The following is a 16,377-nucleotide window of genomic DNA, read 5'->3' on the forward strand; positions in this document are numbered from 1 at the left end:
GTAGGCCTCCATCAGTATTTTACAGTGATTTCCTGTTCGGTTTTGGGTATGATCTCACCCACGATCTTTGCGGGTAGGCCAGCGGCCTGCAGCTCTGCTTCCAGCGCATTTGCTTCTTCTGGCAAAACGGCCAGCAGCAGTCCGCCGGAAGTCTGTGGGTCAAACAGCACCTCTTCCATTGCAAATGGCACATTTTCAAAAGTGACATATGGCCCGGTATGGTTGCGGTTGCGCTGTCCGGCAGCGGTATACAAAAAATCATCTGCCGCTTTTTCGGCTCCCGGTAGAACCGGCACCATCCGTGCATCAATGATACAGGAAAGCTTTCCGCCCATCATCTCGTGCAGATGGCCCAGAAAACTGAAACCGGTCACATCGGTTGCCGCGTGGACCGTATACTTTCGGCTGATCTCGGCAGCGTTTTTGTTCAGCGTTGTCATGGACGCAATGGCACCGGCCATATCTTTCGGTGCCGCTTCGCCCACACGGTTTGCCGTGCAGATCAGGCCCACGCCCAGAGCTTTTGTTAAAATCAGCTTGTCGCCGGGCCTGCCGGAATCATTCGTATACATTTTTTTCGGGTCCACAAGGCCCGTCACCGAAAGTCCGTATTTCACACCTGTATCGGCAATGGAATGCCCGCCCGCAAGGCTTCCGCCCGCTTCGGCCACCTTCTTGGCTCCGCCGCGCAGAATCTCACCCAGAATGTTCAGATCCATGCTCTCCGGGAAGCAGACAAGATTCAGTGCAGTCTTCACCTCGCCACCCATGGCATAGACATCGCTCAGGGCGTTGGCCGCTGCAATCTGGCCGAAGGTATAGGGGTCGTCCACCATCGGCGGGAAAAAATCTACTGTCTGCACCAGTGCTACATCATCGGTAATGCGGTATACAGCCGCATCATCCCGGCTGTCGTACCCGACCAGAAGGCTCGGGTCTCTTGCACCGCGTGGCAGCTTTTCCAGAATACGGCTCAGCGCTCCGGCCCCCAGCTTTGCGGTACATCCGCCGCCGGTGCAGAACACGATCTTGCCTTCTTTGCTCATGCACGTTCTCCTTTCTCGAAATGAGACGTAGCGCAGGAAATCCGATAAATTTTTTTCAGAATATCAGCCACCTGCCGGGCCAGAGCAGCCTGCTCTTTTGTATCGACCTGATTGAGTACAACATAAAAGCTGCGATCCCCTACAGCCTTCCTTCCACCGGCTTCACTCGCAAGCAGCTTTGCCAGAAGTTCCGGTGTCAACTGCGCATCCTGCGGAACACAAAGCAGCTCTGCGGCAAGCTCTGCCCGGAAACAGACCTCCCGGAGCGGATGCCTCAACGCAGAAAGCCCTGCTACAGCCAGAACCGTATCGCACTGCGGTAAAAGCACTGGCTCGTGCGCAGCGGGTGCCTTGCAGGGCATCCGTTTTGCGCCGTCCGCTTCAATGAGCACGATATCTGCAAGGGTCATCCAGCGCTCCAGCTGTGCCTGCGGCGGGGCCGTCAATTTGCCGCCGTGTGCAGCGGTTCCGGCCACGGCATAACTGCCGCAATTCCACAGGCGGAAAAGCTCTGCATCCGTTTGTGCCCAGACCCCGCCGGGCGGCTGCATAATGTGGGTGGTGGTAGCGGCCAATACCCGCCAGCCCTTGCGGGCGCAGTGCGCAGCCAGATTGTACATCAGTGTGGTCTTTCCGCCGCCGCCCACCAGAGAAATAACATGTCCCTTCTCCGCAAGAAACGGAAAAATTTTTTCGTCGATCATTTCTGCTTTTCTGCAACTGCCATGGCGATTTTTTCCGGTGTGATGGGCAGCTCATAGAACCGGGTACCGATAGCGTTATAGATGGCATCGGAAATGGCAGGCAGCGGTGTGTTGATGACCACCTCGCCGATGGACTTTGCGCCAAAGGGTCCGTTGGGTTCATAGCTGCTCTCGAATTCAACCTTGATCTTGCCCACATCGGTGCGGGCCGGAATTTTGTACTGGAACAGAGAATTCTCTTCCGGGTAGCCATTTTTATCGTAGGTGATGTTTTCGGTCAGAGTCATGCCGATGCCCTGCAGCAGACCGCCCTCAGCCTGCACACGGGTCAGGTTCGGGTTGATGGGCGTGCCGCAGTCCACACAGGCATCAAATTCCAGCAGCTTTACCTCGCCGGTCTCGGTATCCACTTCCACCTCAGCAGCACCAACCATGAACGGCGGCGGCGACAAAGGCGAAGTATGCGTTTCGGTGGCTTCCAGCGGAACCATATGGCCGAACTGCGAAGCATACGCGATCTCGCTCAGAGACTTTTTCTGTGTGGGATCTTTGCTCTTGAAAACATCTTTTCCATCAAATTCCACCTCGTCCTCGGTGCATTCCAGCAGCTCTGCGCCCAGCTTGCAGATCTGGCCGCGCAGCTTCATGGCACACTTTTCGGTGGCCTTGCCGGTAACGTAAGTGGTACTGGACGCATAGGAGCCGGAGTCATAGGGCGAGGTATCCGTATCAGCTCCGAAGACCATGATATTGTCCAGCGGGCAGTCCAGCACTTCGGCGGCGATCTGCGCCAGTGTAGTGTCACAGCCGGTGCCCATGTCGGCCGCACCGATCATCAGGGTGTAGAAGCCGTCGTCATTCAGTTTCAGGGTGGCACTGCCCACATCCATGCCGGAAATGCCGGAGCCCTGCATCGCCATGCCCATACCGACAGCGCGCACCTTGCTGTTGCCCATATCACGGGCAGGGTATTTGTGCTCCCAGTCGATCATATCCCGCACCTTGACAAGGCAGCGGTCCAGCGCGCAGCTGGTGTTGACAGCCCCATAGTAGGCGGGCATCACATCGCCCTCCTGTACGGCGTTTTTCAGCCGCAGCTCAAAGGGGTCCATATTCAGCTTATGAGCCAGTTCATTGACAGCAGATTCTACGGCAAACAGTCCCTGCGTTGCGCCGTAACCGCGGTAAGCACCGGCAGACATGTGGTTCGTATACACCACATCACTGATAAAGCGGAAGGCTTCTGCCTTGCCGTACAGCGGGATGGACTTGTGACCGGAAAGGCCCACGGTCGTAGGGCCATGCTCACCGTAAGCACCGGTATTGGAAAGGGTGTACAGATCAATGCCCTTCACAATGCCGTCCTTCGTAGCACCCAGCCGCACATGCATCTCCATCTCATGACGCGGCGAGGATGCGATCTGGCTTTCCACACGACTGAAAATGATTTTGGAGGGCTTTTTGGTCTTCCAAGTCACAAAAGCCGGATATACCTCACTGACCGCCGTCTGCTTGGCACCAAATCCGCCGCCGATGCGGGGCTTTGCCACGCGCACCATGGATTTGGGAATATGCAGTGCGTTCGCAATATTGCGCCGTGCGTGGAACACGATCTGCGTGGAGCTGAGCACATTCAGCCGCCCATAGGTATCAATGGAGCAGTAGGTGCGGAAGGTCTCCATCATGGCCTGCTGGCAGGCTTTGGTGTGGTAAATGTGGTCAATGACTATATCGCTGGCTGCAAGCACCGCGTCGATATCGCCGGAACCACTCTCATCGTGGGCGCAGAGGTTGCGTTTGTTGTCGGCTCCAACCGGGCACAGACTGGCCCAGTTGTTCTCCGGATGCACCAGAATGGGGTTGTCCTTGGCAGTGTGATAGTCCAGCACTGCTTCCAAAACCTCATATTCCACCTTGATGAGCTTGAGAGCCTTATCCACGCACTTTTCGTCCTTACCGGCCACAATGGCCACCACATCGCCCACAAAACGCACATGGCGGTCAATGAGCAGGCGGTCACGCGGACTGGCTTCCGGATAGGTCTGGCCAGCCTGCGTGTAGCGCGGCGCATCCTGCGGCACATCCTCCCATGTAAAGATTGCCTCGATGCCGGGCACCTTTTTTGCTACAGCCGTATTGATCGTTTTGACGATGGCATTTGCGTGCGGAGAGCGCAGCAACTTTACGATCAGGCAGTCCTGCGGGATCACATCGTCCATATAGACGGGCTGGCCGGTGACCAGCTGCATGGCATCCTTTTTACGGAAAGGCTTGTTGATGGTACTCATTCTGCGGCCTCCTTCTGCTTTTTCCATGCCAGAAAGTTCATGATGCCGCGCAGCTGGCCCTCATAGCCAGAGCAGCGACAGAGGTTGCCGGAGAGATATTCCTTCACTTCTTCCTCACTGGGGTACGGATTCTCGCGGAAGAGGGCCAGCGCATTCATGATAAAGCCCGGGTTGCAGAAGCCGCACTGCTCTGCGCCCTGATCCGCGATAAAGCCGCCGAACTCCGCCGCTTCTTCCTGCAGGCCTTCCAGTGTGGTAATGCTGTGGCCGCTGGCACGCGCTGCCAGTACCGAGCAGGACAGCACCGGTTTCTCGTCCAGAAACACCGTGCACAGACCGCAGTTGGAAGTCTCACAGCCGCGCTTGACGCTCTTGCAGCCATGGGCACGTACAAAATCGATCAGCAGCATATCTGCAGCCACATCCTCTGTGACCTTGATGCCGTTCAATGTAAGAGTGATCTGCATTTAATTTTCCTCCTGTGCCGTGCGTGCTTCCAGTTCCAGAACAGCACGCTTTGTCAGAACGCCTGCCAGATGGCGGCGGTACTCGGCATTGCCGCGCATATTGGAGCCAGTGACAATTTTTTGCTTTACTTCATCGGCAAAGTTCTGCGCCAGTTCCTGCGCAGAAACACCCGCCTTTGCCGGCAGCTCAAACAGCACAGCCTTGAGCGGCCGCGCACCGATCGCAATGCGATAGCTGCCGTTTTCCAGACGGGCGGCAGCGCAGGTAAGCACCGGAATATCAGTCTGGCTGTTGCGCACGGACTGATAGAAAAATTCTGCTTCTTCCTTTTTAACGATCAGCCGCACAAGGATGTCCCGGTCATAAGAGCGTTCAGCATACTCCCGCAGGGATATGATCCCACCCTTGTACAACTCTACCGAACAGTCCATGGCCATAAACAGCGTGAGCACATCAGAAAAGCCGAACCGGCTGTAGATGCTGCCACCCACAGTTGCCAGATTGCGCAGCTGCACGCCCACGATATGCCGCAGCGCTTCCTTTACTGCGCCATGGGTATACGCAGCAAGACCGGCGTGCTCTTCCAGCTGGCGCAGTGTAACCATGGCACCAATGGAAAAGCTGCCCTCTGTCTCCTCTATGGTGTCCAGTCCCAGACCGGACAGGTCGATGGCTGTACCGACATTGATATTCTCCATTTTGAGCCAGATCATGCCGCCCAGCACACGGTTGGCCTTTTTCTGGTTCAGCTGCCACGCTTCTTCCAGACTTTCGGCCTGCTTATATTCTCGGATCGTCATCATAGATGCAGGTTCCTCTCTCTTTTTTTCTCTGTTCTTTTATTTTAACACAGATTTCGATATAATACTATTGTGAATTCGTTTCAGAAAGAGTGGTACTATATGAAAGAACTTCTTCCGGTGGGCTGTGTCATCATGGCATCCGGTCTGAGCCAGCGCTTCGGCTCCAACAAACTCCTTGCGCCGTTCTGCGGGGAACCGATGCTATGCCGCGCATTTGCAGCGACCGATACTCCAAAGCTTTCGGCCCGCATCGTGGTGACACGTTCGGACGAAGTTGCGCAGCTTTGCCGCTCCCGCAATGTTCCGGTGCTGCTGCACGATCTGCCCGGCCGAAACGATACGGTGCGGCTGGGTCTTTCTGCGCTGCTGAAACAGGTTCCGGAGCTTTTTGGCTGCATGTTCCTGCCGGGAGACCAGCCGCTTTTGTGCCGCGAGACAGTGGAAGCCATGGCAGGCATCTCCGGATGGGATCACAGGACCCGGCTGGAACGGCAAAAAGAAACAGAACGGGAGATCTTCCGTCTGGGATTCCGGGTCCGTAACGACCCGTCTCCCCTTACTGGAAGTCCCGTTCTGTTTGAAAAAGGACTTTTTCAGGAACTGCTCACCTTGCCGCAAGGCATGGGCGGAAGTGTTCTGCTTCGGAAATATCCCGCGCATGTTCACACCGTTTACATTGCGGATCGGAATGAATTGGCCGATGCCGACACGCCCGAAGCACTTGCGCAATTGGAAGCGCTGGCCCGGCAAAAGCTTTGAGCTTTATTCTGCCTTGTCATCCTTCGGCAGCAGCACATTCAGCAGGATCGCCACGAACGCAGCCGGAACGATGCCGGACTCGCCGCAGATCAGCTGGAAAGCGTGCGGAGCCTGTGCCAGAATGCCGCTGTTGGCACCCATGCCGTAGCCAACACCCAGAGCCACCGAGACGATGGTAAGCTGACGCGGGGTCATCTTTTCCTTGGTGATGAGCTGGATGCCGCTGACCACGATGGAAGAGAACATCATAACGGCAGCACCGCCCAGAACGGCCTGCGGCATAATGGAGATCAGTGCGCCGAGCTTGGGGATCAGGCCGCACAGAATCAGGAAGATGGCACCGGAGGCCAGAGCCATGCGGTTGACCACTTTGGTCATGGCCACCAGACCCACGTTCTGGCTGAAGGAAGTGTTGGGCAGTACACCGAACAGAGCCGCAAAGGAGGAGCCCAGACCGTCACAGATCACACCGCCGGACAGCTCTTTATCGGTGGGTTCACGATTCATGCCGCCCTCCATGACACCGGAGATATCACCCACGGTCTCAACAGCGGTAACAACGAACATGATCATCACCGGCATAATAGCGCGCATATCAAACACGATCTTGACCGGCATTAGCTTGGGAATGGCAAACCAAGAGGCCTGTGCCACCTTATTCCAGTTGAGCACCCATGCCTTAGTAAACTCTACACCATCGGCAGTGACACCGGTGGTGGGCAGCACCAGACCCATGACAAAGGCCGCAACGTAACCGGCCAGAATGCCGATCAGGATCGCGGAAGAGCTGAGGAAGCCCGTGGTCCAGTGCTTGAAGATCAGAATGACCACCAATACGAACAGGGCAAGCAGAAGATTTTCCATGGAGCCAAAGTCTTTTGCGCCGTTGCCGCCGCCAAAGGAATTGATGCCCACCGAGATCAGCGAAAGACCGATGGAAAGTACAACCGTACCGGTGACGACCGGCGGGAAGAACTTGCGCAGAGGCTTGAGGAAGAAGCCCAGAACGCCTTCAAAGATGCCGCCGATGATGGATGCACCCATAATGGCACCATAGGCCAGCACACCGCCGCCCATGCTGCCGACAACACTGTTGAACACGCCGATAAAACCGGAACTGGTGCCCATGATGATGGGCACGCTACCGCCCACGGGGCCGATGGTGAACAGCTGTACCAGCGTGACTACGCCGGCCACAAACATGGCGCTCTGCAGCAACGTGACCTGCAGATCTGCAAATTCACCACCCGCAATGCCGCAGGCACTGGTGATGATCAGCAGCGGGGTCAGGTTGCCCACGAACATGGCGCAGACATGCTGCAGACCCAGCGGGATCGCCTGTTTCAGGGACATTTTTGCGTCGAACTGATACGCCGACTCTTCGAGCTTGACTTCCTTCAAATGTTCCACTCTCCTCAAATCTTGACAAAAATCATTCTTTTCGACTGCTTTACCAAAAAAGCGGATTTATTATAGCAAAACTGCGTATCCTTGTAAATTAAGTATGACTTTTTCGTGAACGGCTGTTTCCCGCTGAGAAACACAAAAAGCAGGGCGCTTTGTGCGTTTTTTCCGCTTTGGTCGGAAGAATTTCGCGCAGAACTCCTGCTTTTTTGTTTTGTTTTATTTGATTTTTGTGCGATATGGAAATTTTACAGCGTTCTCAGCCCGTAATCTTTTAAACAGCGCTGGATGCCCTGCTGAGTGGTGTCGAACCGGATGCCGAAGCGTTTCAGTTTTGTGGTGTCCATCACAAGGTTCCGGCCCCAGCTTTCTTCCTCAATCTGCACAGCGATTCCCAGCGTTTCGGCAAACTGCCGGGCGGTGCATACCATGTTTTCGGCATTGCCGCTGCCAAAATTATATACGCCGCCGGGCAGCGCCATGGCAGGCTCCAGATTTTCAATTACCTGCCGCACATAGGTCACGCCGCGGTGGTCGTTCCGGGAGAAGCGCAGAGCCTCTCCCTTCAGCGCGGCACGCAAAAGATTCAGCGGAAGATTGCCCCGGATGGGCAGCCCATAGCCGGGCAGGTCATACATCCAACTGGCACGCAGATGGACCGAGTCCGGGCAGAGCTCCAGCACACGCTGCTCTGCTTCCAGCTTGTATTGGCCGTAAATGTTTGCGGGATGCAGGGCCAGTGTTTCCGGCAGCAAGCCCTGTTGCTGAACACCGGCATAGACCTGATCCGAGCTGAATGCCACCAGCTTTGCCTTCGTCTGCTGCGCAGCCCGTGCCAGCCAGACTGGCAGCTCCACATTGGCACGGTAAGCTTCTGCCGGATGCTGCGCACAGTAACTGGTATCGGAAAGAGCAGCGGTGTGCAGGATCACATCCGGATGCAAAGCTTCCACCTGTGCACGGGTGAGAGCTTCATCGGCTGTACAGAAAAAGCCTTTTGGAAGGGCGCAAAGCTCGTACTTTCCCTGCCACTGCTGCAAAATGCGGGAGCCGACAAAGCCGCCCGCACCGGTGATAAGAATTTTTTTCATGATAATTTCCTCCTGCAGGTCAATGAAAAAGTGCCCAGCAGCATGACAGCCTGCCGGGCACAAAAATTTTAAAGGAACAGTTCCAGCACGAACACAACGGCACAGCAGGCCACAGATACCTGAAACAGGCTTGCGCCGAACCAAGCAGCTGCAATGCCTACCACCAGCGCCATGGCACCGGCAGCCGGGCTCTGGGTCGCGTTGACAATGGCCGGGAAGGTCATGACCGCCAGCGTCACATAGGGCACATAATACAGAAACGACTGAATGAAGCGATTTTTGATGGGCTTGCGGATCAGTGTGAGCGGAAGAATGCGGATGGCATAGGATACCAGCGCCATCACTGCAATGTAAATGTAATGATTATGCGTCATGCTCTGCCTCCTGCTCTTCTGGATTTACCGGAAAAAGAGCTGCTGCAGCGCTGGAAATGAGCACTGTGAGCAAAATGGTGCGCGTGCCCTCCGAAAGAGCGGAGATACCCGGCAGGTAATTGCACACAAAGCTCAGTGCAAAGCTGATGGCAACAAGTGCAGCTACCACCCTGCTCTTACGCGCCGGAGGAATGATGATGGCAAGGAACATGCCGTAAAGGGCAACGCTCAGCGCACTGACAGCCCGCAGCGGCAGCAGATTGCCCGCAATGATGCCCAACGCTGTACCGATGGCCCAAGCCGGTGCCGCCAGCAGAATGGCACCGTAGGTATAATATGGGTTCAGGCTGCCGGGCCGTGCAATGGTGATGCCAAAAAGCTCGTCTGTCACATCATAACCGATGAGCAGCCTGTGCCAGAAGGGTGTGCCCGGCGCAAAGCGCTGGGCCAGTGCGCAGCTCATGAGCAGATAGCGCGCATTGGCGATCAGTGTGATGACAGCCACTTCCAGATAGGTCGCATTGGCCATGATGATGGCAAATGCAGCGTACTCGCCTGCCGAAGCGTTGTTCAGTAGGCTGACCAGAAAGCCCTGAAACGGGGTAAAGCCTGCCCGGCGGGCCGCAATGCCCAGCGAGAAGGAAACAGCAAAATAGCCCAGCGCAATGGGAACGCCATCCCGCATGCCCTCACAGAAAATTTTTTTGCTGAAAGCCCAAACCGGCCTTTCTGCATTGACAAGCTCTGGGGCAAGGAGCTTACTTTTGGAATTCATCTTTGTTTTTTACTCCTTTCCTATTTCAAACACCGCTTTTTATTATACTCTCACGCACACAGAGAAGAAAGGGCTTTTTCACTTTCTTTTCGGCACAAAAGGAAAACGCCGCCTGAAAAGGCAGCGTTCTTCGTCGATTTATGCACCCGGCACCAGAAAATGCATCGCCTGCGGCAGGACCTGCGTACCGGCTTCCAGCCCATTTGCCGTCAGGATCTGTGCCGGTGACACATGGAACCGTCTGGCAATGCCGAACAACTCCTCCCCTGCCTGTGCATAGTAGATGCGCAGTGCGATCTCCGGGTCCGGAGTCGTCAGCGGTTCGCCCAGCTCAATGCTGCCGATGCCCGAATGTGTGCTCCGGCAGAGGATGGCTCCTTCGGCACGGGCGGTGACCGTCACTTCCAATGTGCCGCCAGTGCAGCTGCACTGGATGTTCTCGGTGCTCAGCCAGCATTCCGGGCTGAACTGTGCACCCGGCGGGGCTTCTACTGCAAGCGGAAAGACAAGCTCCAGTGTTTTTTCGTAGCTTTCCAGCTCGGCAAGACTGTTCTCGGCAAAGGCGGTGGCAATGGCACGCACCGTAAAGGCCCAGCCGTCGCGGTAAGGTGTTACCTGCGCCGGTCCATAAGACACAAAGCAGGCGCGCAGCTGAGCATCCGCATCTGGCAGCGGCCCGGAGACCGTGGAAGATGCTGTCTCGTTCAGCATACAGGCAAGATCTTCTGCTGCCAATTCCTGCGGCGTGACGGCGGTTTCAAACTGCGTAGAAAAGGCATCCGCTACGTATTGCAGCTGGCAGGGCCGCCATGCGTGCAAATGCATCATCACGCTGGCTGTCAGTTGGCCGCTGGCTTCCTGTTCGCCCTCCGCAAGGGCAAAGCCAACCGGCTCCAGCACGCACATGCATCTGCAGTCCTCTGCTACGCCTTCCAGATCTACCACCTGATTGAACGGCAGGGATGCCGCCTGACTTTGCAGGCTGCTTTCGCCTTCCGCGCGCCAGGCGCATTGGGCACGTACCTCGCCCTTGACCACTGCCTTGCCCGCCAGCAGCTTTACCTCCCGCACGGCGGCGCTGCCGGTAATATCCAGAATGGCTGCGGGCGGCTTTGCAAACACAAGCTCCCCTTCCACAGTGACCAGCTTTTCCAGCACCGCGGTGCTGCGCACGCCGTTCAGCGTCTGCAATTTCTGTTCAATGCCGCCATCGGCCAGCGCCGTGATCAGTTCCTGTTTATCCTGTGTATGGATAGTAACCACAAGACCATAGGCTCCGCGCACCTCGATGCGGTGCGGGTTTACCGCCCGGCAGTTGAGGTATTCGGTCTGCCCTTCTACCATGGCCATCCAGCTGGTGAAGGAAAATTCTGGCACCTCCAGCTGCTTTGTAAACGGCAGCTTCTGCTCGGTCTGGCAAAGCCCGGCCCTATCCTCGCCCTGATAAAACACAGTGCAGCGCAGATAGCCTTCCAATGTAAGCCGCCCGGGCTGCAGCTGCTTTTGCAGTACCACCGGTTTTGCAAAGCATTTGACCAGCTTGAACACCGGCGGAAGATAATCTGAAATCAGGATCTCGGTTTCCAGCGGAAGTTCTGCCTTGACGGTGCAGCTCGTGCCTGCCTGCGGCAGCGTATCCCGAAAGATCTTCAGTTCCATGCAGTGTGCTCCTTTCCCTGTCCGTCTCTACTGGAAAGGTATGCACATGCTTTGCAGGATATGCGCGCAAAAAAGGCACCGTGCAAAACACACGATGCCTTTGGGCCTTTTGAAACAATCAGATCGTTTTGCGCAGGACAGCCGCCTGCATTACATGGTATTTCTGCATCAGCCGGACGGCAGCCGATGTGATCTTCTCGCCGCTGACCACAATGGGGATCGCAGGCGGGCAGGAAACCGTCGGCATAGCGCAGATACGCCCCACCGCCTGCTCTGTGGGTACCTGCTCCTGCGGGGCAAACACGGCCTGCCGGATGCTGCAGCAGGTGTGCAATTCGTGTTCCAGCTCCAAAAGCTCACGATCGTTTTTTCCCGGGAGCGGGAACGGTCCTGTAAGGTTTTCCACAATGTGGAGAACGGCAGAAGTCAGCCGTTCAAAGTCCTGCGGCGGATTTGCCGGGGTGAACATCAGCACAACATAGCGCGGGTCGGCATATTCGCACTCGACCTTTGCGCTGCGCAGCGCTTCTGCAAGCTCTGTGCCGGTCATGCCCAGTGTAGCAGCATCAAGCGTGACCTTGAGAGGTTCGCTTTCCAGTGCCAGCGGTCCCGGGCAGTGTTTTGCCGCAGCGGCTTCGTTCAGCTCCCGGCGCAGGCGGGTCAGATGACCGCAGCACTGCAAAAGCCGCAGCGGATAGCCTTCCGACAGAACCTGATTGCATTTGTCCAGAGACTGCAAGATCAGGTAAGACGGACTGGTGGAACCAAACAATGCCAGTGCATTGCGCACAGCGGCTTCGTTCTGAATGGGGGCATTTTTGCCCAGATGCAGGTATGCGCCGCCAGTGACAACGGGCAGTGTTTTATGGCCGGAGTCGCAGCACATGGCCGCGCCCAGCGCAATAGGATGCTGACCGCCCTGCAGCAGAAAACGCAGGTAAGCACCGTGGGCATTATCCACCAGAAGCGGAACGCTAAAATCCTTGCACACTTCGGCCAGCGCTGCAATATCCTGCACGCCGCCCAGATAATCCGGGCTGGTGACATAGATACCAAAAGGCTTCCTGCCCTGCTGTGCCAAACCCTGCAGAGCACCTGTCAGCTTTGCAGCTGACACCGGGCAGCTGCAAAGCGCACCGGCATCCTGCGGCGCAGGCCAGAGCCACTGGATATCAAAATCCAGCAGCGCCGCCGCATACAACAGCGCTTTGTGAGCGTTGCGCGCTGCCAGCAGGACCGGGCGCTGTCCGGCTGCGGGCGCAGCCTGCAGTGCAAGGCACAGCATTGCACGGATGCACTGGGACGAGCCTTCTGTACTATAGTAAGTATGTGCTGTGCCAAACAGCCGGGTAGCGTTGGCTTCGCTCTGGGCAATGATGCCGTCAGCCCCATACAGTTCATCAGCACCCTTTATTTCGGTAATGTCCCACGGCTCAAAGCCCAAAAGGCTCTGGCCCTTGTGGCCGGGCATATGCAGCCGCGAGGTGCCGGACTGTGCGTAACGGCGCACAAAATCCACAATAGGCGTGGTCGTGCTCATTCGCAGGCTTCGCCATCAGCACAGGCGTTACAGGTGGAGCCCAGCTCAATAGGCACCTCGATGCCCTTGGCGGCAAGTTCCTGATTCTCGGCGACCTTGATCATGATAGCGCATTCCATTCGCTTTTTGAACAGCTCGCAGCCGTACTCATACACACCGGTAATGTTGCCAGTAGCGTGGTAGGAGTTTGCTGCACAGCCGCCGGAGCAGTACAGCTTTGCCCAGCAGTTCTGGCACTCCTTGCGGGCATAGGCGTTGCAGTGCTTGAACTCATCGCGCACGGCAGTGTTCGTAACGCCCTTCCAGATATCGCCCATCAGGTACTTGGGGTCGCCCACAAACTGGTGGCAGGGGTACAGATCGCCCCAAGGAGTAACAGCCATGTACTCAGTGCCGGAGCCACAGCCGGAAATGCGCTTGTAGATGCAGGGGCCGCCGGTGAGGTCGATCATGTAGTGGTAGAAGGTAAAGCCGCGGCCCTCGCGGTTGCGCTTGATCATTTCCTTGGCAAGGATCTCGTACTGTTCCTTCAGGATGGGCAGATCTTCCTCGGTCAGGGCACTGGGGTCGCCGGGCTTGGACACCACAGGCTCCATGCTCAGCTCAGTAAAGCCAAGGTCGGCCATGTGGAAGATATCGTTGGTGAAGTCGGTGTTATAGTGGGTGTAGGTGCCGCGCATGTAGTAGTTCTTGTCGCCGCGCTTCTTCACGAACTCCTGGAACTTGGGCACGATGGTATCGTAGCTGCCATGGCCTGCATAGTCCTTGCGGAAGCGGTCGTTGACCTCTTTGCGGCCATCCAGACTCAGAACGACATTGTGGCACTCCTTGTTGCAGAAATCGATCACATCATCGTTGATCAGCACACCGTTGGTGGTCATGGTAAAGCGGAAGTTCTTGTTGTGGATCTTCTCCTGCTCACGGCAGTAGGCCACCAGCTTTTTGACCATATCAAAATTCATCAGCGGTTCGCCGCCAAAGAAGTCCACCTCAAGGTTGCGGCGGGTGCCGGAGTTTTCGATCAGGAAGTCCATGGCACGCTTGCCCACTTCAAAGCTCATCAGCGCACGGTCGCCCTGATAGCGGCCCTGCGAAGCAAAGCAGTAGGAGCAGTTCAGGTTGCAGGTGTGTGCAACATGCAGGCACAAGGCCTTGACCACGGTGTTGCGGTTTTTAAAGTCGAAAGCCATATTCTCATAGGTATCCGGGGTCCACAGCTTGCCTGCTTCCTTCAGGTTGGTCACATCATCGATGCACTGATGCAGATCTTCCTCCGTGACATCCTCGCGGTCTCCATACTTTGCCATCATAGCCGAAACGATCTCGTCAGCAGTATGCTCCGGGTACATGGCAATGATATCGTATGCAACATCGTCCACCACATGCACCGAGCCGCTGCAGGTGTCCAGCACGATATTATAGCCGTTCAATTGATACTGGTGTACCATTTTACTCTCCATTCCAATTACACAAAAAAATGCCGCCCGGCAAAGGCGGCATGGGGTTTGCAAAAATTACTTGTTGCTGTTCTCGCACTGCTGGTTAGCCACGCCGCAGGAGGTCTTGCAAGCGGACTGGCAGGAAGTCTGGCACTCGCCGCAGCCGCCGGTCTTAACGCTCTTGGTCAGGTCACGAGTAGCAATGGTCTTAATACGTTCCATAATAGAAAACCTCTCTAGCTCTCAAAATTTCATCGCGCCGGACAAAGCCCGGTACGCATTTATCTTTGCTTATGATAACACGCAATGGGCTTTCTGTCAAGATTTTTATGCTACTGACCTGTTCAAACCTGTCCAGCAGGCTGATACTTCGTCAGGACGGTGTGCAGCCCCAGCTCCCGCGCCCTGGCCAGTAAGTACCGGTAGCGGCACAAAAGCGCCTGCCGCTCGTAAATGCGCTGCTCGATCAGGTCTGTATCTACCTCCAGATCAAACATCATCTCATTACGCCGCAGGCAGAACAGACATTCCTTCAGCTCTTCTTCCAGTTCTGGGTGATAGCGTTCGTGCTCGGTATCCCGCGGGATGCGGCTCGAAAGCAAAGTTTGGGTGTTCTGGGCATGGGTTCGTTCCAGCATAGGCCGTCCTCCTCTTCTTTGTGCATCTTGAAGGTTTGTACATTCTAGTATATGAAGAGACCGGTGCAGAATATGCCAGTTTATGGTAAAGCAGAAACTTTCTCCGCTGGTGCGCGCATTTTAAAAAAGTTTGCAATTTTTTCAAAATCACGCTTGACAAGTATCACTTTTCCGCGTATAATAGCACACGTTGAGCGGCTCACGCTGCGAAACGCAATCGGATATTGGGGATTTGCATAGTGGTAGTGCGGTAGACTCTGACTCTACTTGTGGGAGTTCGATTCTCTCATCCCCAACCAAAAGAGAATGAGGCGAACACGGTGTCAATCAAAATGGTTGGTTCAGTGTTCGTCTTATTTTGTCCCCTGCCGAAAATCAGGAAGTAAGCAAAAAAGACCCAAACCTCGCATGAAATGAGGTTTGGGTCTTTTTTCGTTTCGTTTCTTGGTAGAATCTACCGAAATTCGGAATAATTTGCCGGAATATAGGGTTTTCCGCCAAAATGCAGACAAGCCGAGTACATATCGGCTAAAATTATCGGCAAAGGAGACCAAAGGCTATGATTAGGATTTTGCTGTCTACCCGCCTTGGCGAACGGCGGATGACACAGAGCGAACTCGCTCGTGTAACGGGGATTCGCAGCCAGACCATCAACGAGTTGTACCATGATTTTGCGGAGCGTGTGAATCTGGACGACCTCGACCTCATCTGTGAGGCATTAGACTGTAATCTCAATGACCTCATTGTGCGAGAACCCAACCCGGAGCGCAGGGTTAAAGAGGTGCGCCATATCCCCCAGACCGTGAGCAAGTCTCGCAAGAAATAACCCCATCTCCTGCCCGGATGCACGTTATGCGTCCGGGCTTTTTTCGTTATCGTCCGGCACGAATTCCAGCAGATCGGCAGGCTGGCAGTCCAGAACGGTGCACAGCTTGTCCAGAACGTCCAACGGAATATGCTTGACGGAGTTGTTGTTCATACCCGACAGAGTGGGCTGGCGAATCCCGGTCATGGCGACCAAATCCTTTTGCTTGATGCCTTTTTCGGCAAGCACGGCTTTCAACTTGATGCGAATCATGTAAGCACCTCCCTTTTCTTCACTATATCACACTCACCCGAAAAATGCAACGCTTTTCGTAAAAATATTTACGAAAAATGTTGTTTTGCTATTGACATACAACGAAATTCGTTGTATAATATAGACATAGAGAGGAGGTTACGAGGTGCAAGGGAGCAACCCAAAGGGGGTGATGCTCCATGACAAGCAAGGAATTTGCAAAGCTCACCAGAGCCGAGCAGGTAGCCCGCTTTGAAGCATACAAAAAAGCGGCTCAGGATCGCACCCTGAACCGCTAACCGCTAAAAGCCCGTTATCCACAAGCCCCTTGC

The 16,377-nt window shown here is 55.4% G+C and carries 17 protein-coding genes and 1 tRNA gene; 3 read left to right on the forward strand and 15 right to left on the reverse strand.

Annotated features, from left to right (window positions below):
• Window positions 1-11: 11 nt before the first annotated feature.
• Genes selD through DW937_RS01540 form a run of 5 tightly spaced genes read right to left on the reverse strand, consistent with a single transcriptional unit; the run spans window position 12 to window position 5,309 of the window.
• A complete protein-coding gene (gene selD, locus DW937_RS01520) occupies window positions 12-1,046 on the reverse strand; it encodes a selenide, water dikinase SelD (protein WP_120119888.1) in 1,035 nt (344 codons plus the stop codon).
• Window positions 1,043-1,750, reverse strand: a complete 708-nt coding sequence (gene yqeC, locus DW937_RS01525; protein WP_120119889.1) for a selenium cofactor biosynthesis protein YqeC — start codon at window positions 1,748-1,750, stop codon at window positions 1,043-1,045. The genes selD and yqeC overlap by 4 nt, the downstream gene beginning before the upstream one ends.
• Window positions 1,747-4,038, reverse strand: a complete 2,292-nt coding sequence (locus DW937_RS01530; RefSeq protein ID WP_120119890.1) for a molybdopterin cofactor-binding domain-containing protein — start codon at window positions 4,036-4,038, stop codon at window positions 1,747-1,749. Before DW937_RS01530 ends, yqeC begins: the two co-directional genes overlap by 4 nt.
• Complete coding sequence (locus DW937_RS01535; RefSeq protein ID WP_005942122.1) at window positions 4,035-4,505, reverse strand: (2Fe-2S)-binding protein; 471 nt, start codon at window positions 4,503-4,505, stop codon at window positions 4,035-4,037. The genes DW937_RS01530 and DW937_RS01535 overlap by 4 nt, the downstream gene beginning before the upstream one ends.
• Complete coding sequence (locus DW937_RS01540) at window positions 4,506-5,309, reverse strand: FAD binding domain-containing protein (protein WP_120119891.1); 804 nt, start codon at window positions 5,307-5,309, stop codon at window positions 4,506-4,508.
• Window positions 5,310-5,408: 99 nt separating this feature from the next.
• Here DW937_RS01540 and DW937_RS01545 point away from each other — a divergent pair, with 99 nt between their 5' ends.
• Complete coding sequence (locus tag DW937_RS01545) at window positions 5,409-6,068, forward strand: nucleotidyltransferase family protein (RefSeq protein WP_120119892.1); 660 nt, start codon at window positions 5,409-5,411, stop codon at window positions 6,066-6,068.
• Window positions 6,069-6,071: 3 nt separating this feature from the next.
• On the opposite strand, the gene DW937_RS01550 is transcribed toward DW937_RS01545, so the two are convergent.
• From DW937_RS01550 to DW937_RS01590, 9 genes are all read right to left on the reverse strand, one after another.
• On the reverse strand, window positions 6,072-7,421 hold the full coding sequence (locus tag DW937_RS01550) for a nucleobase:cation symporter-2 family protein (protein WP_242959309.1): 1,350 nt from the start codon (window positions 7,419-7,421) through the stop codon (window positions 6,072-6,074).
• A 299-nt stretch (window positions 7,422-7,720) separates the two neighbouring features.
• Window positions 7,721-8,563: a sugar nucleotide-binding protein gene (locus DW937_RS01555; RefSeq protein WP_120119893.1), complete on the reverse strand. Its 843-nt coding sequence runs from the start codon at window positions 8,561-8,563 to the stop codon at window positions 7,721-7,723.
• A 68-nt stretch (window positions 8,564-8,631) separates the two neighbouring features.
• Entirely contained in the window at window positions 8,632-8,937 is a 306-nt protein-coding gene (locus DW937_RS01560) for an AzlD domain-containing protein (RefSeq protein ID WP_005942135.1), read from the reverse strand.
• Window positions 8,927-9,712, reverse strand: coding sequence for an AzlC family ABC transporter permease (locus DW937_RS01565; protein WP_120119894.1), 786 nt, complete (start codon window positions 9,710-9,712; stop codon window positions 8,927-8,929). The genes DW937_RS01560 and DW937_RS01565 overlap by 11 nt, the downstream gene beginning before the upstream one ends.
• Window positions 9,713-9,850: 138 nt before the next feature.
• On the reverse strand, window positions 9,851-11,371 hold the full coding sequence (locus DW937_RS01570; RefSeq protein ID WP_120119895.1) for an SPOCS domain-containing protein: 1,521 nt from the start codon (window positions 11,369-11,371) through the stop codon (window positions 9,851-9,853).
• Window positions 11,372-11,489: 118 nt separating this feature from the next.
• The gene (locus tag DW937_RS01575) at window positions 11,490-12,911 is read right to left on the reverse strand and encodes an amino acid decarboxylase (RefSeq protein WP_120119896.1); all 1,422 of its coding nucleotides are present in this window, start codon (window positions 12,909-12,911) and stop codon (window positions 11,490-11,492) included.
• On the reverse strand, window positions 12,908-14,359 hold the full coding sequence (scfB, locus tag DW937_RS01580) for a thioether cross-link-forming SCIFF peptide maturase (RefSeq protein ID WP_165852853.1): 1,452 nt from the start codon (window positions 14,357-14,359) through the stop codon (window positions 12,908-12,910). The genes DW937_RS01575 and scfB overlap by 4 nt, the downstream gene beginning before the upstream one ends.
• Before the next feature lie 66 nt (window positions 14,360-14,425).
• Window positions 14,426-14,572, reverse strand: a complete 147-nt coding sequence (scfA, locus tag DW937_RS01585) for a six-cysteine ranthipeptide SCIFF (protein ID WP_005926683.1) — start codon at window positions 14,570-14,572, stop codon at window positions 14,426-14,428.
• 122 nt (window positions 14,573-14,694) lie between these two features.
• Window positions 14,695-14,988 carry a hypothetical protein gene (locus tag DW937_RS01590; RefSeq protein WP_005942150.1) on the reverse strand — a complete coding sequence of 98 codons (294 nt, stop codon included), beginning with the start codon at window positions 14,986-14,988 and terminating at the stop codon, window positions 14,695-14,697.
• A 225-nt stretch (window positions 14,989-15,213) separates the two neighbouring features.
• Here DW937_RS01590 and DW937_RS01595 point away from each other — a divergent pair.
• Both DW937_RS01595 and DW937_RS01600 read left to right on the forward strand, forming a co-directional pair.
• Window positions 15,214-15,287: transfer RNA gene (locus tag DW937_RS01595), tRNA-Gln, on the forward strand.
• A 260-nt stretch (window positions 15,288-15,547) separates the two neighbouring features.
• Window positions 15,548-15,814, forward strand: coding sequence for a helix-turn-helix transcriptional regulator (locus tag DW937_RS01600; protein WP_120119898.1), 267 nt, complete (start codon window positions 15,548-15,550; stop codon window positions 15,812-15,814).
• Between the two features lie 24 nt (window positions 15,815-15,838).
• Here the strand turns inward: DW937_RS01600 and DW937_RS01605 are convergent, their stop codons facing one another.
• Complete coding sequence (locus tag DW937_RS01605; protein WP_120119899.1) at window positions 15,839-16,066, reverse strand: helix-turn-helix transcriptional regulator; 228 nt, start codon at window positions 16,064-16,066, stop codon at window positions 15,839-15,841.
• Between the last annotated feature and the right edge of the window lie 311 nt (window positions 16,067-16,377).

It is taken from the genome of Faecalibacterium sp. AM43-5AT, assembly GCF_003603345.1.
GTDB classification, from domain to species: domain Bacteria; phylum Bacillota; class Clostridia; order Oscillospirales; family Ruminococcaceae; genus Faecalibacterium; species Faecalibacterium taiwanense.